The sequence below is a fragment of the Bradyrhizobium genomosp. I (2014) genome (genome assembly GCF_000261685.1).
GTDB lineage: Bacteria > Pseudomonadota > Alphaproteobacteria > Rhizobiales > Xanthobacteraceae > Bradyrhizobium.
Genome location: NZ_AJQE01000422.1, coordinates 1 through 16,027, shown reverse-complemented (window position 1 = coordinate 16,027; position 16,027 = coordinate 1). Strand labels below are relative to the sequence as shown.

The 16,027-nt window shown below is 63.9% G+C and carries 17 protein-coding genes; 3 read left to right on the top strand and 14 right to left on the bottom strand.

Annotated features, from left to right (window positions below):
* The 4 genes from purD to IC50_RS36575 all read right to left on the bottom strand — a co-directional run.
* A partial coding sequence (purD, locus tag IC50_RS36590) for a phosphoribosylamine--glycine ligase (protein ID WP_035716473.1) occupies positions 1-1,258 on the bottom strand: 1,258 nt, incomplete at its 3' end.
* Between the two features lie 308 nt (positions 1,259-1,566).
* Entirely contained in the window at positions 1,567-2,079 is a 513-nt protein-coding gene (locus tag IC50_RS36585; protein ID WP_035716468.1) for a hypothetical protein, read from the bottom strand.
* A gap of 3 nt (positions 2,080-2,082) precedes the next feature.
* Complete coding sequence (locus IC50_RS36580; RefSeq protein WP_035716464.1) at positions 2,083-2,595, bottom strand: hypothetical protein; 513 nt, start codon at positions 2,593-2,595, stop codon at positions 2,083-2,085.
* Positions 2,592-4,634, bottom strand: coding sequence for an ATP-binding protein (locus tag IC50_RS36575; RefSeq protein ID WP_050991195.1), 2,043 nt, complete (start codon positions 4,632-4,634; stop codon positions 2,592-2,594). Before IC50_RS36575 ends, IC50_RS36580 begins: the two co-directional genes overlap by 4 nt.
* 247 nt (positions 4,635-4,881) lie before the next feature.
* Between IC50_RS36575 and xseA the strand changes: the two genes are divergently transcribed.
* The gene (xseA, locus tag IC50_RS36570) at positions 4,882-6,504 is read left to right on the top strand and encodes an exodeoxyribonuclease VII large subunit (protein WP_035716460.1); all 1,623 of its coding nucleotides are present in this window, start codon (positions 4,882-4,884) and stop codon (positions 6,502-6,504) included.
* 128 nt (positions 6,505-6,632) lie between these two features.
* Here xseA and IC50_RS42690 read toward each other — a convergent pair whose 3' ends face one another.
* Together IC50_RS42690 and IC50_RS36565 are read right to left on the bottom strand one after the other, a co-directional pair.
* Entirely contained in the window at positions 6,633-6,782 is a 150-nt protein-coding gene (locus IC50_RS42690; protein ID WP_157461194.1) for a hypothetical protein, read from the bottom strand.
* A 212-nt stretch (positions 6,783-6,994) separates the two neighbouring features.
* On the bottom strand, positions 6,995-7,819 hold the full coding sequence (locus IC50_RS36565; protein ID WP_035716455.1) for a dienelactone hydrolase family protein: 825 nt from the start codon (positions 7,817-7,819) through the stop codon (positions 6,995-6,997).
* Between the two features lie 194 nt (positions 7,820-8,013).
* On the opposite strand from IC50_RS36565, the gene IC50_RS36560 reads away from it, so the two are divergent.
* Positions 8,014-8,238 (top strand): DUF2093 domain-containing protein, encoded by a 225-nt coding sequence (locus tag IC50_RS36560; RefSeq protein WP_035716452.1) that lies wholly within the window; start codon positions 8,014-8,016, stop codon positions 8,236-8,238.
* Positions 8,239-8,347: 109 nt separating this feature from the next.
* Here the strand turns inward: IC50_RS36560 and IC50_RS36555 are convergent, their stop codons facing one another.
* Positions 8,348-8,644 carry a hypothetical protein gene (locus tag IC50_RS36555; protein ID WP_035716449.1) on the bottom strand — a complete coding sequence of 99 codons (297 nt, stop codon included), beginning with the start codon at positions 8,642-8,644 and terminating at the stop codon, positions 8,348-8,350.
* A 513-nt stretch (positions 8,645-9,157) separates the two neighbouring features.
* Here IC50_RS36555 and IC50_RS39820 point away from each other — a divergent pair.
* The gene (locus IC50_RS39820; protein WP_081492597.1) at positions 9,158-9,355 is read left to right on the top strand and encodes a hypothetical protein; all 198 of its coding nucleotides are present in this window, start codon (positions 9,158-9,160) and stop codon (positions 9,353-9,355) included.
* Positions 9,356-9,612: 257 nt separating this feature from the next.
* Here the strand turns inward: IC50_RS39820 and IC50_RS36550 are convergent, their stop codons facing one another.
* From IC50_RS36550 to IC50_RS36520, 7 genes are all read right to left on the bottom strand, one after another.
* On the bottom strand, positions 9,613-9,948 hold the full coding sequence (locus IC50_RS36550) for a GYD domain-containing protein (protein ID WP_035716448.1): 336 nt from the start codon (positions 9,946-9,948) through the stop codon (positions 9,613-9,615).
* 261 nt (positions 9,949-10,209) lie between these two features.
* A complete protein-coding gene (lpxK, locus tag IC50_RS36545; protein WP_035716446.1) occupies positions 10,210-11,226 on the bottom strand; it encodes a tetraacyldisaccharide 4'-kinase in 1,017 nt (338 codons plus the stop codon).
* Complete coding sequence (locus IC50_RS36540) at positions 11,219-12,553, bottom strand: 3-deoxy-D-manno-octulosonic acid transferase (RefSeq protein ID WP_035716445.1); 1,335 nt, start codon at positions 12,551-12,553, stop codon at positions 11,219-11,221. Before IC50_RS36540 ends, lpxK begins: the two co-directional genes overlap by 8 nt.
* Complete coding sequence (locus tag IC50_RS36535) at positions 12,516-13,229, bottom strand: lysophospholipid acyltransferase family protein (RefSeq protein WP_035716441.1); 714 nt, start codon at positions 13,227-13,229, stop codon at positions 12,516-12,518. Before IC50_RS36535 ends, IC50_RS36540 begins: the two co-directional genes overlap by 38 nt.
* Entirely contained in the window at positions 13,226-13,468 is a 243-nt protein-coding gene (locus IC50_RS36530; protein WP_025033794.1) for a DUF4170 domain-containing protein, read from the bottom strand. Before IC50_RS36530 ends, IC50_RS36535 begins: the two co-directional genes overlap by 4 nt.
* A gap of 60 nt (positions 13,469-13,528) precedes the next feature.
* Positions 13,529-14,347, bottom strand: a complete 819-nt coding sequence (locus IC50_RS36525; RefSeq protein ID WP_035716439.1) for a 3'(2'),5'-bisphosphate nucleotidase CysQ — start codon at positions 14,345-14,347, stop codon at positions 13,529-13,531.
* On the bottom strand, positions 14,334-15,737 hold the full coding sequence (locus IC50_RS36520; RefSeq protein ID WP_035716436.1) for a TldD/PmbA family protein: 1,404 nt from the start codon (positions 15,735-15,737) through the stop codon (positions 14,334-14,336). Before IC50_RS36520 ends, IC50_RS36525 begins: the two co-directional genes overlap by 14 nt.
* Between the last annotated feature and the right edge of the window lie 290 nt (positions 15,738-16,027).

The following is a 16,027-nucleotide window of genomic DNA, read 5'->3' as shown; positions in this document are numbered from 1 at the left end:
CCGCCTCCCAGCCGATGTCGCGGCGGCAGAAGCCTTCGGGCCAATCGATGCGGTCGACGGCCTGATAGGCGCGCTTCTGCGCCTCCGTCACGGTCTTGCCGAGCGCGCAGACATTGAGCACGCGGCCGCCATTGGCGAGGATCGCGCCGTCCTTTGCCACCGTGCCGGCGTGGAAGATCTCGACGGCCTCCACCTTGGCGGCTTCATCGAGTCCCTCGATGCGCGTGCCCTTCTGGTAGTCGCCGGGATAGCCCTTCGCCGCCATCACCACGGTGAGCGCGGAATCCGGATGCCAGCGCAGATCGAAATGCTTCAGCTGCCCGTCGCAGGCGGCAAGGAAAGCCGGCACGATGTCGCTCATCATGCGCAGCATCAGCACCTGGCATTCGGGATCGCCGAAGCGGACGTTGAACTCGAACAGTTTTGGCCCCTGCGTCGTCAGCATGATCCCGGCATAGAGCACGCCGCGGAACGGCGTGCCGCGCTGCTTCATGCCCGCGACCGTCGGCAGGACGATCTTGGCCATGATCGCGTCGTGGATGGCGGGCGTCACCAGCGGCGTCGGCGAATAGGCGCCCATGCCGCCGGTGTTCGGGCCGACATCGTGGTCGAACACGCGCTTGTGGTCCTGCGCCGAGGCCAGCGGAATCGCGGTCTCGCCGTCGCACAGCGCAAAGAAGCTGATCTCGCGGCCGGGCAGAAACTCCTCGATCACGACCTCCGCGCCGGCCTCGCCGAAGGCGCCCTCGAACATCATGGCGATGGCGTCCTCGGCCTCGCGCACAGTCTTGGCGACGACGACGCCCTTGCCGGCGGCAAGGCCGTCGGCCTTCACGACGATCGGCGCGCCCTGGCTCTGGACATAGGCGAGCGCGTCATTGGCGCTGGTGAACCGCTTGTAGGCCCCGGTCGGGATGCCGAATTCGGTGCAGAGCGCCTTGGTGAAGCCCTTGGAGCTTTCGAGCTGCGCCGCCGCCTTGCTCGGCCCGAACGCCTTGATGCCGGCGGCGGTGAGATCATCGACGATGCCGGCCGCCAGTGGCGTCTCCGGCCCGACCACCACGAGCTCGACCGCGTTCTTTTTGCAGAAGTCGATCACCGCAGCATGGTCGGCGACATCAAGCGCCACGCACTCCGCCTCCCTAGCAATGCCGGCATTGCCGGGCGCGCACCAGAATTTGGTCACTAGGGGGGAGGCTGCGATCTTCCACGCCAGGGCATGTTCGCGGCCGCCGGAACCGAGCAGGAGAATGTGCATCGAGGGCTCAGAATGAGGAGTTTGCTGGGGCGGAGGTCGCACGAATCGGAGTGGGGCTCAAGGGGGGCTGGGCTCCGGACCGCACGTCATTCCGGGCGCGGCGAAGCTCCTCTTCCCTTCCCCCTTTGTGGGAGAGCCGACAAAGGAAATAGCCCAGCAACATCAGTCGGTCCACGTCGGAGCCTATGGCAGTTTAGAAAATAGTAGATTCCCTGATCCTCGCGGGAAATAGCGCGTCGGTTCGCTAACGGCAGATCGCTAGGCGGAGCACAGCCTGAGCCGAACGCGCCTATGGTGGCCGGCGCGAGTCAGCGAGCCTTGAAGAGGTAAAGCGCGGCTATAACGGCGACGCCCAAGAGCGCGACGCCTAGCCAACCCCAAACGTCTTTGGTCTGGTCGTCATCGCTCGGATTGAACAGGGCGCGGATCAGCACGATGCCGATCGCAGCGAAACAAACGGTCCCAGCAATATCCGATAGCGTGAGGGTCGCCAGCGGCGTGTTCGAAATATCCTTCGGTGCCCAGATATACAGCAGAAGAAACAGCGCGGCGTAAGTAAGTAACCTCGTGACGAAGCCAATCGGTCGGAGCCATCGTCGATTCTCCGCAACCTCGGCAGCTTCGATCCTGCTGGCTTCACAGAAGCGCTCGAATTCTACGAGCGAGTCCGCGATCTCTTCCGGAGTGGGCGGATTCGGTTCTAGTTTGAGGGGACTTTTGCGGGTGGACGGGCTTCGACGCGCGATAAGTAGACCCATTACCATCACAACTAACAAAAACAGTCCCAATCCTAGCATGGCCACGCCGACTGAATCTGTCATTGCTCAAGTCCCGGAACCGTCGAGCAGCGCCATCAATTCGTCGCCGTCGATGCGGACCGTATCCGTCCCGTCTTCCCATCGTCGGACCATCAGTTCGGCAGCGAGTCGTTGCACCTTGGCCGCGTGCTCTCTTAGGATCTCCTCGGCAAGCCGGTAGCCTTCCGCGCGCGCGGCGCGTCTCTTGGCTTCAGGCAGCTCCAATAGCAGTCTCCGCATCTTCCTGAAGTCACTGATCTTTGTCCCTCGGGACGATCTCGCGTCGAAAGCATGCTCGGCTCTGCAGCCGGCAACACAAACCGCAAGGTTGTTGACCTGCTCGACGAAGTTTTGCGAGTGCAACCTGCCATTGCCGGTCGTCAAATCGATCTCCACGAATACGACATGTGCGCCGAGAACACTCGCAACGACGGCGTGGCCTGCCTCGTGGACCGTCAGCGCGCGATCCCTCGCGTCAAAGTGAGCCACGAACAATTCAATCCCGGCTTCGTCATCTTCGTCTTCCTGAGGTGCGCTCATTCGGAGGTGTCCAGCTTGTCCATCTCAGACGGGCCCTCTAAGACCACACCGTCGGTCGTTTCTATCTGCTCGTCGTCGTTGATCAGCACGCCTTCAAGCAACTCGCGATGCCGCTCCTGCAAAAACGCGAGCGCTTGGCCATCATCGACCCTATGTTCGAGCTTCTCTTTGACGAACTGAAGTCGAGCGTTGTTCTCTTCGAGGATTTCGCCCCAAGTCTTCACGCCGACCTTCACCCTGTCAGTCCGCTGGATCAGACGGCGCTGAGGATCGGGCCCGCCCCGTATGCGGGCCTCGACTTGCTTGTTGTAGGCATCAGAAATGATCCAGAAATGCCAACGCAAGCCTTCAACCCGGTTGAACCGAGGGTCTTCCTCCACGGCTAGGGCGTAACCCTCGATTTGATTCAGGTGTTCCGCATTGATAGTGACTTTTGGGGCCTTAAGCTCGATCACCAGATGTTCAAGGTCGTCCGCACGATGTCGGCGTTGTGCGCGCGAGAGCATGAGATCGACTATGCCCCGCGCTTTGTTGATCACTTTGACCGGGTCGTCGATGACGAGATCGGAATCGAGCTTATCCCGATGCACTTTCAGCACCGTAGTAAGGTCCTTGTCGCTGGCCCAAAGATTATACTCCTCTCCGAAAATCCACGTATTTTGCTCTAAGATCTTATGAAGCTGCGAACGCTCGCGCAGCTTCTGGCGAGCCTCATAGTCGAACAGGATAAACCGCAGGGCTTCGAGGAACTTCAATCGATCAGCGACAAGGGTAGCCGCACTAATGATTCCGGCGAGCGTGGTCTCGTTAAGCAGTTCAGCCAGCTCTTTCTGCTTTCGCTTGGGTAATTTCAGAACCTGATCGAGGATAAGCTGTAGCTCGGCCGGACTGCGCTCGATGGCGTGGCGCAATAGCCTCAGGTGTAGAGCGGTTTGCTTTGAGGCGGTGTCGCTGAACTCTGGCGAGGCATCTTGAACCGTAACGGCGACGATGTCGAAAATCTGGCGCTCGGCCTTCTCAACGGGAGTCACCGGGTCGCCTTCGTAGGGATAGACCTTCTTCTCCTTCCATTCGTCAACGACGATTCGAGCCCGCTCAGCCGCGCGGTTTCGGAAGACCTCTTTGACCTTTGCTCGCGCTTCCTCGATTGAGGCAACCAGAGCCGGGACCATTTCCGCGAGATCAAGCCGTCCGTCTTGATGCAGTTCGCTGACAAAGCTGGATTTCAGGTAGGCAGAAAAATGGAAGTCGCCTACGTGGAAGCGCGTCTCTACTTGCGATAACGGGAAGCCCTGCTCGTTGCACAGATAAAGGGTTCGGCGGGTTTGTCCGCGCCATTCGATTATTTCGAGATCGACCGAGTGCTGTTCTCCATCTTCGTCTGCGATGGGCGCCAATTCGAAGTTCCATGTACCTGCGATTGCCCGATCCGGGTCGATTCGCTCGCCTGCGATCGTGATTGTGACGTTACGATAATCCTTGAGATAGATGGCGAAGATCTCAGAAAGCTCTTGAACGGCGTTTTCCGGCTGCAACGAACTGAACTGCCTCTTCAGTTCGGAAATCACCACTGTTACTCCGGTGGCAGCGCCGGGAGCCGGTGCTTCCTCCCCTACACGGGCCCGCTCAATCTGTTGCTCCAGCACGGCGACGTCATAACGGAACGGAGTGCTATCCTTCGCGTAAATGATCTTCCAATCGACCACCCCTCCGAGGGCAAACGCTTTGAACCGCCCGCGTCCCTCGCGTCCGTGGAGCATGCGATTCAGGCGGGGCGTGGTCAGCCGTAGTTGCTTCCAAGATCCTCCAAGGTTTTTGAAGACCTGAGGAGCCTCTTCGCGCGGAATGCCGTCACCATTGTCGGCAACGACGATTTTAGAGATACCGCCGATGCCGTCTGGCTCGAACTCAACGCTGACAGATGTCGCGTCAGCGTCGAGAGAATTCCAAATCAGCTCCGCCAACGCCTGAATAGGCTGGGCTTTCGCCTGCCGCGCGAGAAAATCAGGCCTTACTTCGACCTTTACTTCTTCCTGCATGGTATCCCCCCGTATCTCTTACTACCTTGGGGAGCACTGAAAAGCGAGGGATTGCACGTTCGCCCGACATTCTCGCAAGGGGAGAAGGCACTATGATCGGCATCTCGGAGAGTTACACCTCCTCCCCGAGCCGGCCACTCCAGGCGAAAAGTGATACAGAATAACCTGGACACCGACGACGGGATGGCGCTGGCCTGCGAAAATCCTTAACGTCGGGCCTGACCCCAAAACTCCGAATCGTTTGCCGATGCCGCCTGCGGAACAACTGAACAACGCCTTCGAATTCACCGTCTCCGAGCTTTCGCAGTCCCTGAAACGGACGGTCGAGGACACCTACGGCCATGTCCGGGTCCGCGGCGAGATTTCGGGCTTTCGCGGGCCGCACTCCTCCGGCCATTGCTATTTCGCGCTCAAGGACGAGAGCGCCAAGATCGAGGCGGTGATCTGGAAGGGCGTGCACGGAAGGATGCGCTTCAAGCCCCAGGAGGGGCTGGAGGTGATCGCCACCGGCAAGCTCACGACCTATCCGGGCTCCTCCAAGTACCAGATCGTGATCGAGGCGCTGGAGCCCGCTGGCATCGGCGCGCTGATGGCGCTGATGGAGGAGCGCAAGAAGAAGCTCGCCGCCGAAGGCCTGTTCGACGAGGCGCGCAAGCAGCTGCTGCCGTGGCTGCCGGAGGTGATCGGCGTCGTGACCTCGCCGACCGGCGCGGTCATCCGCGACATCCTGCATCGGCTCGAGGACCGCTTCCCCCGCCGCGTGCTGGTGTGGCCGGTCAAGGTGCAGGGCGACGGCTCGGCCGAGCAGGTCGTGGCCGCGATCCGCGGCTTCAACGCGCTGCCCGAGGGCGGCAGGATTCCGCGCCCCGACGTCCTGATCGTCGCGCGCGGCGGCGGCTCGCTGGAGGACCTGTGGTCGTTCAACGAGGAGATCGTGGTGCGGGCCGCAAGCGAGAGCATGATCCCGCTGATCTCGGCGGTGGGGCATGAGACCGACATCACGCTGATCGACTTCGTCGCCGACAAGCGCGCTCCGACCCCGACGGCGGCGGCGGAGATGGCGGTGCCGGTGCGCAGCGAATTGTTCGTCGAGGTCGCCGATCTCGGTCGCCGCACCCGCGCCTATTGGCAGCGTGCCCAGGAGAGCCGCCGCAGCGAATTGCGCGCCGCCGCGCGCGCGCTGCCGGCGGCCGGCGATCTGCTCGCGATCCCGCGGCAGCGGCTGGATTCGGCAGGCAGCGCCCTGCCCCGCTGCCTCAAGGCCAACACGCATGCGCATTTCCGCAGGTTCACCGCCGCCAGTTCAAAGCTGACGCTGCGGGTGCTGCACGGCCAGATCGCGCAGGCCGATCACCGGCTCACCGTGTGTGGCGAGCGGCTTGGCCTCTCGGCGCGCTCGCTGCTGCGGCAGCGGCGCGACCGCTTTGCCGGGCTCGAGGTTCGCCTGCGCGCCTCAAGACTTTCGAATGCGCAGGCGCAGCGCAACGCGATCGCGCGCCAGCGCGAGCGCACCCATCGTCTGGCCGAACGCGCGGGGCGCGCGCTTCTGACGCTGCTGCACCGGCTAGATGCCCGAGTCGAGAACAGCGGCAAGCTGCTTTCCGCGCTGTCCTATCGCAGCGTGCTCGCGCGCGGCTTCGCGCTGGTGCGCGACGAGGCCGGCCATCCCCTGCATGCGGCTGATACGATCGGTCCCGGCGCGCGCGTCGAGATCGAGTTCGCGGATGGTCGCGTCGGCGCGACGGCGGATGCGGATCGCGCCGCCCCCGCGGCAAAGCGCGCGCCGTCGCAGCCGAAGCCGGCCGCGCAGGAAGCAAAGCCCGCGCCGAAGCGCGTGGCCAAGAAGGTGGATCAGGGCAGCTTGTTCTGAGTGCGACTAGCGAGCGCTCTATCCCCGTCATTGCGAGGAGCTCTTGCGACGAAGCAATCAGAATCCCTCTGCGGAAAAAGTCTGGATTGCTTCGCTGCGCTCGCAATGACGACGTGGATGCAGCTCGCCTACCGGCAGGACAATCCCGCGTCGATCGTGGTCCAGAAGCCGCAATGTTCGGGCACCAGCATTGGCGCGCCGGCGCGGGCTTCGAACAGGAAGATCGCGACGGTGAAAACCATCAGTGCGGAGGCGAAGAGGACGATGCGGTTGCGCATATCAAACGCGTTTAATCGACATCATGGTCGAATGATGGCGCCGTCACAGGCTGAAACCGCAGCAAGGCGCGATCCGTAGATTCACGGTCGGCCATGCTCCGTGCAGGGCGGTGGTCGATGCGGGGCTGTCCGCCTCACCTTGTTCCTCGGGCGGCCCCGCTTCCGCCTTCGCTTCTACCGAGCTTCGGCGGGACACGTCCGTAGCACCGCGCTCACCGTGCCAGCCATTCCGCGACGTCCTTCTGCGATTCCGCACGCGCCTCGGCGTCCATGCCGAAATGGCCGCGCTCCGGCGCGGCGGCATCGCTGCTGCCGGCAGCAGCATGGAGCGGCTTATTGGCGCGGTCGAAATCGTGATCGGCGCCGGGATAGACCACGACGCGCGCGAGCGCGCTGCGGCCGCGCGCGCCGTCCACCATCTGACGGCAGGCCGGGGGTGAGGACACGTCGTCATCGGCGCCGATCAGCACCAGCGTCGGCACCCGTGTGCTCCACCCCAAACCCGCCGAGATCCGACAGTCCGGATAGAACGCGATCGCGGCGCGGAAATCATGGCCCTGATCGCGGGCCACGCTTTGGGGGCGCACGGCCCAGAGCAGCGCGCTCGCGCCGTTGGCCCAGCCGATCAGGCTGACGCGGTCCCGCGCCACCCAGGGCTGCTTCATCAGCCAGGCGCGTGAGGCCGCGATGTCGGCGACGCGTTCGCGCCGCGCTTTGAGGTGCATCTCCCTGACGCGGCATTGCGGCTCGAGCGCGCGCGAGCCGTAGCTGTCGGGCAGCAGCACGGCATTGCCGGCCCTGAGCAGGCGCTCGGCCCAATCCCGATAGCGCGGCAGCACGGGATCGGAATGACCACCGAGGCCGCCGCAGCCATGCAGCGCAATCACGGTCGGAAACGGGCCTGCGCCCTCGGGCTTGTAGAGCTGCGCATGGAGGACCCCGGACGCGAGCGGAATGTCGACCGGCTGCGGCGCCGGCAGGGCGTGCGCGGCCGACATCAGCAGCGTCAGGAGCAGGGCGGTCAGTCGAGGGCGCATCGGACTCTGCCGTCGGAGGTGCCGGAACCAGCGATCCTTCCCTCGAAGCACTATCACGCGGAAACGGCGCCAAAACATCACAAACCGGTGGGTTTAACGGGCGGACAAGCCACCCTATCTATGCTACATCCCGTCCAACACATCATGCCCTCCCGGGTTTTCCAGGGAGAGGCCTTCCGTGGAGACTTTCGACCGTGCTGAACAAGTTCGGCCCCTCGGGCCATGGCGAAGCGCAGGTGCAATATCTCGACGGTGATTTCCGCGTGATCTCGCCGGGGACCTTCGTACGCTGCGCGATCACCGACACGCGAATCCCGCTCGACGAGCTGAAGTACTGGAGCGTGGATTTGCAGGAGGCCTACGCGACGCCCGCTGCGGTGCTGCAGCGGCACTTTCCCGGAGCACTGAAGCAGTCGTGATACCGTAGGGTGGGCAAAGGCGCAAAGCGCCGTGCCCACCACATCTCCATGATCGCGACGGACAAGGTGGGCACGCTTCGCTTTGCCCACCCTACGGCATCGCACTTGTTCACTGCTCCGTGGCATCTCCGCCCACGCAGGTCTTGATGAAGGCTTTCCTGGGCTCGCCGACGACCTTCTGATCAATCGCCTGCTTCAGGCAATCCACCCGCGCCTGCGCCATGCAGAGCTGCATCTGGTCGCGCTTGACCTGCCCGTTCAGGCTTTGGGTGGTGGCGAGACACGTCACGCGCTTGGTCGCGGGAACCGGCACCGCGCTGGGAGCAGCAGAGGGCGTCATTTGTGCCAACGCGGGCGCAATGATCAGACCCACAAGGCTGGCCGCGGCTGCGGTCGGCAGTTTCATCGAATTCTCCTGATCGTCTGAAGTCGATAGGAGTCTCGTGATGAATGTCGTCTGAATGACGGGCATCTGCGGGACCAGGAAGACTCAGGCCACAGCAGCAAGAGCGGTGCAGCTCATGGCGAAGCGTGGAGATGAGTGAGTCGCGTCCCAACGAAATTCGCGCCTGATCTGCCAGCCTCGCAGCGGAAATGATCTGCGTCGTGCCGCTTCGCGTTGCATCGAACAGTGCGTGCACTCCGTGGTTATTCATTTCGCGCTGTGGTTGGATTCTTCGTTGCGGTTCGACGCCCTTAAGTTGTTTGACGAAGTCTTGCTGAAACAAAGGGCTGCTATAGTGCATGTTAGGTCATTGGCCTTGTTCTTTTTATCGCACAGACGATCAAGTCAACCAAACAGCCATCGAGCGTTGGAATTGGCGCGGTCTGTGAACGGGCTCATATCGAAGAGCCATCTGACGGGCTACCGTCACCTTGAAAATTCGCGATGGAATATCTGTAGATCGACAATCAAGCGATGGGGGTGATCATGCCCGCCATTTTAGACCTGCTCTATCGTGAATATTGCCGCGCCCGTCTCGCTGAAATGCGCAAACAGCTTCTGATCGCAGCTGAGCGCTTTGAAACTCTCGAAGCGGATCACGATGCTGCGAAGCTGGGTGACGATGAGACAACGGACGCACACCGCAAGACCGGTCTCGGCATGCCGAATTGAATCGGCCCAGGACCGAACGATTTCTCCCGCGTAGCAGTGACCAAGCAATTGGCAACAGTTTGGGAGGCAGCAATGAATACACCCGAATACTATACTGTCGTCGTGGCCTGCGTCTCGTGCCTGACCATCATCGGATTGATGGCCGCCGGGGCGTGGTGAGCATGGCCCCTCGCCTCGTTTCGGACGTGGCTCTGATTTCGACGTGAGCGCAGCCGCCGCGTCGTCCTACTGCGGCGGCTGCGATTTGGATCAGGATGTCAGCTTCCAGGCGGGGTATACGAGGAACGCAGCTTCGCGGCGTTCTGGCGGACCTGCTTGATCTCGTCCTGCGTGAACAACCGAACCAGTTTCACGTTCTCCAGGGTGCCCGCCGCGACGGTCAGGCCGGAAATGGCGGGAGCCGCACTGGGATCAGGCACATCGAAAATCACCAGGACGCCAGGGCCGTCGGCCGCAACGCTGTACATCGAGACCAGCTTTCCGCCGGCCGCCTCGATGAGTTTTCGAGCTGCCTCCTGGCGATTGGTCGTGGGATTCTCCAAAATGGCATTGAGAGAGCGTGGCGTATATTGTCCGGTGAGGCAAAAATGCATGGCATGTTCTCCTCTGAACTTTTTGGAAATAACTCTCCGTGCCGTCCCGAACTGGTCGTGACGGCCGCTGCACCTGACATGATGAAGATACGTTGCCCGCCGTGGGCATTTAACGCCGTCGATGATTGCCGGGAGTTCGGCACGTCCCGGTGACGGCTCTCATGAAAGGTTACATCAACTCCCGAACGCGCGGAAGAGGATTCGCCAGCCGCGACGCTTCGCGTTTCGGGCCGCGGCGGAGACGTTGTCCAACGCACGCGATCAACGCACGCTGAACCGCCGCTCGCGCGCCCTGTACAGATGATAGCTGATCAGTTGCCGCAGCTTTGCCGGTTCATCGAACTCGAGCTCGACGGCGAACGGCACGATGCCATCAGGCACGCCCGCGCTGCCGCGCAGGCGTGCAAGGTCCTTCTCCGTCGTCACCAGCGTGAGCTGCTCGCGCTCGGATTCCGCTGCGAGAGCTGCGAGCTCGTCCTGCGAAAACATGTGGTGGTCGGCGAAGGCGCGCGTGCGCGCGACTTCGATGCCGCTGGCGCGCAAGCTGCGGAAGAAGCGCTCGGGATCGCCGATGCCGGCGAAGGCGAAGACCCGCTTGCCGAACAGCTGCGCGAGCGATGCAGCAACCGGTTTCAGGCGCGCGCGCAGCTCCGGCTTGTCGCGCTTGGCAAGCTCGGCTGCGACGTCGTTGGCGGCCCGGCCATCGCCGATCAGCACCAGCGCGTCGGTGCGGGCGAGCTGGGCCTGCAGCGGCGCGCGCAGGGGGCCCGCGGGAAACACCTGGCCGTTGCCGAGGCCGCGCTCGCTGTCGATCACGATCAGCGAGACGTCCTTGAGCAGGCGCGGGTTCTGGAAACCGTCATCCATCAGGATCACGGTGGCTCCTTGCGACTTCGCCAGCGCGACGCCGTCGAGGCGGTCGCGCGCGACTGCGACCGGGACGTCGCGCGCCATCATCAGGGGCTCGTCGCCGATGTCGGCCGCGGTGTGACGCGCGCGGTCGACCACCACGGGGCCCTTCAGGCGCCCGCCATAGCCGCGGCTGAGCACGACCGGCGTCTCGCCGAGCTCGCGAAGCAGCTTCGTCAGCGCCAGCACGGTCGGCGTCTTGCCGGCGCCGCCGACATGGTAGTTGCCGACACAGATCACGGGAATGCCGGCGTCCACGCCGTTGCGCAGCATGCGCCACGCGGTGATGGCGCCGTAGAGCGCACCCAGGGGACGGAGGACATGCGATAGCGGGGAACGTGGCCGGTACCAGAAGGCCGGCTCACGCATTGGCGGCCCCCATCTCGATCCGCAACTGCAGCAGATACGGCTCGAGCGCGGTCATGGTGCGATCGAGCGCACCGCCGAGTTGCTCGACCACGCCGGCCCCTGCGCGTTGCATCCTGTCGCGCACCGTCGGCTCGGCCAGGAGCAGGCCGAGTTGCTTGACCAACGCCTCCTGCGTATCGGCCAGCCGCGCCCCGCCGCTCGCATCGAGCGCCTCATAGACGTCGACGAAGTTGAAGACGTGCGGACCGTGGACGATCGCGGCGCCAAGCTTGATCGCCTCGATCGGGTTCTGGCCGCCATGGTGAATCAGCGATCCGCCCATGAACACGATTCCCGAGAGCCGATAGAACAGGCCGAGCTCGCCCATGGTATCGGCAACATAGACATCGGTCGTGGCCGTCGGCAGTTCCTCGCGCGAGCGTAAGCTTGGCTTCAGGCCGGACGCCGTGATCAGGCCTGCGATCGCGGAGCCGCGATCCGGATGCCGCGGCACGATCACGGTGAGAAGCTGCGGGAAGAACCCGGAGAGGCTGCGATGCGCCGCGATCAGCATCTCGTCCTCGCCCGGATGGGTCGAGGCCGCGACGATGATCGGACGCCCGCGCGTCATCGCCATCAGCCGTTCCAGCTTTACGGGATCGGCCGGCGGCGCCGGCACGTCCAGCTTCAGATTGCCCGTGGTGACGACGTCACGGCCGCCGAGCGCGGAAAAGCGCTCGGCATCGGTCTTCGACTGCGCAAGACAAATGTCGAACCGCGACAGCAGCGCCGAGATGGTGCCGTGCATGCGCCGCCAGCGCGGGAAGGAACGCGGTGACATCCGCCCGTTGATCAGCACCATCGGTATCCGCCGCGCCGCGCCGGCGAGGATCAGGTTCGGCCACAGGTCGGATTCGATGAACAGCGCCAGCGACGGCTTCCAGTGATCGAGGAAGCGCGCGACATAGCGCGGAGAATCATACGGCACGTACTGATGGATGACGTCGGGCGGAAAGCGCTTTGCCACCACCGCCGCCGAGGTAACGGTGCCCGAAGTGAGCAGGATGCGCAGATTGAGATCGCGCAGGCGCCCGATCAGCGCCGCCGCGGCCAGTACCTCGCCGACGCTGGCGCCGTGGATCCAGACCAGCGGGCCATGGGGCCGCACGTCCCGGGACAGCCCTCGCCGCTCGTCGACGCGCGCGGGATCCTCCTTGCCCTGCTTCAGCCGCCGCTTGATCAGCGCAGGCGCGAGCGGCACCAGGCCGGAGGCCAGGCGCTGATACATCCGCAGCGTCATCGGCAGCGAACTAGGCATCCTCAGGTCCCGGGCGGCCGAGTTGCGCATAGGCACGGCGGGTCGCTTCGTTCAACGTGTCTTCCAACTCCTGCCGCAGCGCTTCCATCGTCGCGGCGTCGGCATCCGGAGGAACGTGAATTTCCTTGATCCCGACCAAGGCGCCCCGTCCGAATGGCAAATTGATCGTGGTGCGGTCCCAGTTCTTGAGCCGGACGAAGCGACTGGTCGCCATTGCGAAAGGCATGATCGGCCGCCCCGATTCCCGTGCCAGCATGATAATGCCGAGCCCTGCCACACGCGAGCGCTTGGGGACATCGGCGGTCAGCGCGACATTACAACCGGCCTCCAGCGTCCGCACCATTTCCTTGAAGGCGCCGACCCCGCCCTTGCGGTGGAAGGCGCCGCCATGGTCGCCGGAACCTCTGATAGTGCCGATGCCGAGCCGCTCGGCGGCGATCGCATTGAACTCGCCGTCGCGATGCCGCGAGATCAGGACCCTGGCCTTGTACCAGTCCTTGTTCTTGATGAAGGGCGTGAGGAAATGCTGGCCGTGCCAGAAGGCGAAGATGGCGGGGATCTGCGGCTCGACGCGTTCATAGACGTCAGCCGGATCGAACGTGAACTTGTTGGTCCGCCAGACCAGACGCAGATATTCGGCCGCCAGGACCCCGACGGCACGCTGAAACCAGCTGCTTCGCAGCGTATTGCGAAGCAGTCTTTTCAACGCGCCGGTTCTTGATTCGGGTCGAGCAGCCGGTGGAGATGGACGATGAAATAGCGCATCTGCGCGTTGTCGACCGTGCTCTGCGCCTTCGCCCGCCAGGCAGCATGGGCGGCCGCATAGTTCGGGTAGAGGCCTACGATCTCGACGTCGTCGAGGTTCTTGAAGGTATTGCCCTTGAGATCGACGAGCTCGCCGCCGATGACGAGGTGAAGCAGTTGTTGCGGGGCACTATCTGGCATGAGTCCTGTTCCTAACGGGCTGCCCGGCAAAGCAGTGTCCGACAAGCACGACGAAAGCGCTCAGGCCAAGGGACGGTTGCGAAAATGCGCGACAATGCCCGCATGACGATCGCGTCCCGCTGCCACCAGCACCCCGTGCGCCACTTCCCGGCGGTTATAGAGGATGGGTTCTCCGGAGAGGTCGCTCATCCTACCATCCGCTTCCTGCACGATCAAATCGGCCGCCGCAAGGTCCCAATCATGGCTGTTGCCCCCCGCAAAAGCCGCATCCAGCGCGCCATGAGCGACCCGGCACAGCCGCAGCGCGAGCGACCCGATTCGCCGATGCAGCTTGATCTCGCCGGGCGACGGCTTCAGCCGCTCGACCAGCGGCTTCGGGCCGGCGACGCGGGCGAAGTCGAGCTCGGATCCGGACGTTGCCCGCACCGGCTGGTCGTTGAGCGTCGTGCCCCGGCCGCGCACCGCGAAGAAGAACTCGTCGCTGGCCGGCGCGAACACCGCGGCAAGCACCGGCGAGGCGTCCTCCACCAGCGCCACGCTGACGCACCATTCGTCATGGCCGCCTAGATAGTTGCGCGTGCCGTCGATGGGATCGACGATCCATGTCAGCCGCCGCGACAGTCGCGCCGCATCGTCGGCGCTCTCCTCGGACAGCCAGCCATAGTCGGGAGTCGCAGCGCGCAGGCGCGCTTCCAAGAGATCGTTGACCGCGATATCGGCTTCCGACACCGGCGAGGACGCGCCCTTGGTCCATTTCCTGAGCTCGGTGCGGAACATCGATTGCGCGAGCGCGCCCGCTTCCCGCACCGTATCCTTCAGCAGCGCCGCGTCGCGGGTCAGGATGGTGCTGTCCAGGGAGTTCGCGTCAGCGTCCGCCAAGCGTCAAACCCTCGATGCGCACCGTCGGCGCATTGACGCCATAGCGGAATTCGAGATTGTTGGCGGGCTGCATCGACTTGAAAATCTCGAACAGATGCCCCGCGATCGTCACTTCGCTGACGGGATAGGTGATCTCGCCGTTCTCGATCCAGAAGCCGGAGGCGCCGCGGCTGTAATCGCCGGTGACACCGTTGACGCCGGAGCCGATCAGATCGGTGACATAGAAGCCCTGGCTGATATCGGAGATCAATTCGGCCGGGGTCGGCGCGCCGGCCTCGAGATGCAGATTGTACGGTCCAGGCGAGGGCGAGGAGGAAACGCCGCGATGGGCATGGCCGGTCGTGGTGAGGCCGAGCTCGCGCGCGGTGGCGCAATCGAGCAGCCAGGTGGTCAGCACGCCCTCGTCGACCAGCGCGATCCTCTTCACCGCGACGCCTTCGGCGTCGAAGGTCTGCGAACGCAGTCCGCGCCGGCGCAGGGGATCGTCGACGATGCGGATGTTCTTCGCGAACAGCTGCTGGCCGAGCTTGTCCTTCAGGAAGCTGGTCTTGCGCGCGATCGACGCGCCGTTGATGGCGCCGACGAGATGTCCGACCAGGGAGCCGGCGACGCGCGGATCGAACACCACGGGCACCTTGCAGGTCTCGACCTTGAGCGGATTGTAGCGCGCCACGGTGCGCTCGCCGGCGGAACGGCCGACAGCTTCCGGCGGCAGCAGATCAGCGCCGTGCGGCGCCGAGGTGAAGTCGTAGTCGCGCTCCATGCTGGTGCCTTCGCCCGATATGGCGGTCGCGGAAATGCCCTGGCTGGAGCGGAGGTAGGAGCCGTGGAAGCCGGTCGAGGTGACGAGCACCATGCCGCCGATGCCCGCGGACGCCGAGGCGCCGCCGGATTTGGTCACGCCCTTCACGCCGAGCGCCGCAGCTTCGGCCGCAAGCGCGCGGCGCTCGAGCTCGGCGGTCGCCGGCACGTCGGGATCGAGCAGGTCGAGATCGGGGAAGTCGCGCGCAAGCAGCGCGGGATCGGCGAGGCCGACATATTTGTCGTCGGGCGCGACGCGCGCCATCGCCACCGCGCGTTCGGCGAGCTTGGTCACGGCATCGCCGCTGACGTCGTTGGTCGAGACCACCGCCTGGCGCTGGCCGACCAACACACGCAGACCGACATCGTCGCCCTCGGACCGCTCGGATTCCTCGACACGGCCGTCGCGGACCTCGACGCCCTGCGAGACGCCGCGCACCGCGACCGCATCGGCCGCATCCGCGCCGGCGCGTCTGGCCGCTTCGACCAGCCGCTGCGCGAGATCTGAGAGCGCGGACTGATCGAACAGGTCGCGATTGGCCTGCGACGATTTTTGGGTCGAAGGCGTCGATCTTGGTGAAGAGTTCACGAACGAAATCCTGTTGGGGCGGGGGTCGGGACCGGAACCCACAGATGTGCCCTGATAGCGCGGACTTCAAGCATTTTCAGCCCGCCAAAAGCTCAGATTCGCGACTTCGGCGCAACGCCTCGTCAATCATGCGCGCCAAGGTCTTGTCAATCATGAGCAGCAGTGACGGTGGGTTAACCAGCCTTTTTAAGCGGTTTCGGAAAGGGGCGCGCTAAGGTCCTCGCATCGACCGGGAACATAATCCCGGCGGGGAGAACTGAAGCCGTGAGGCGTCAAACAGCAACATGCGG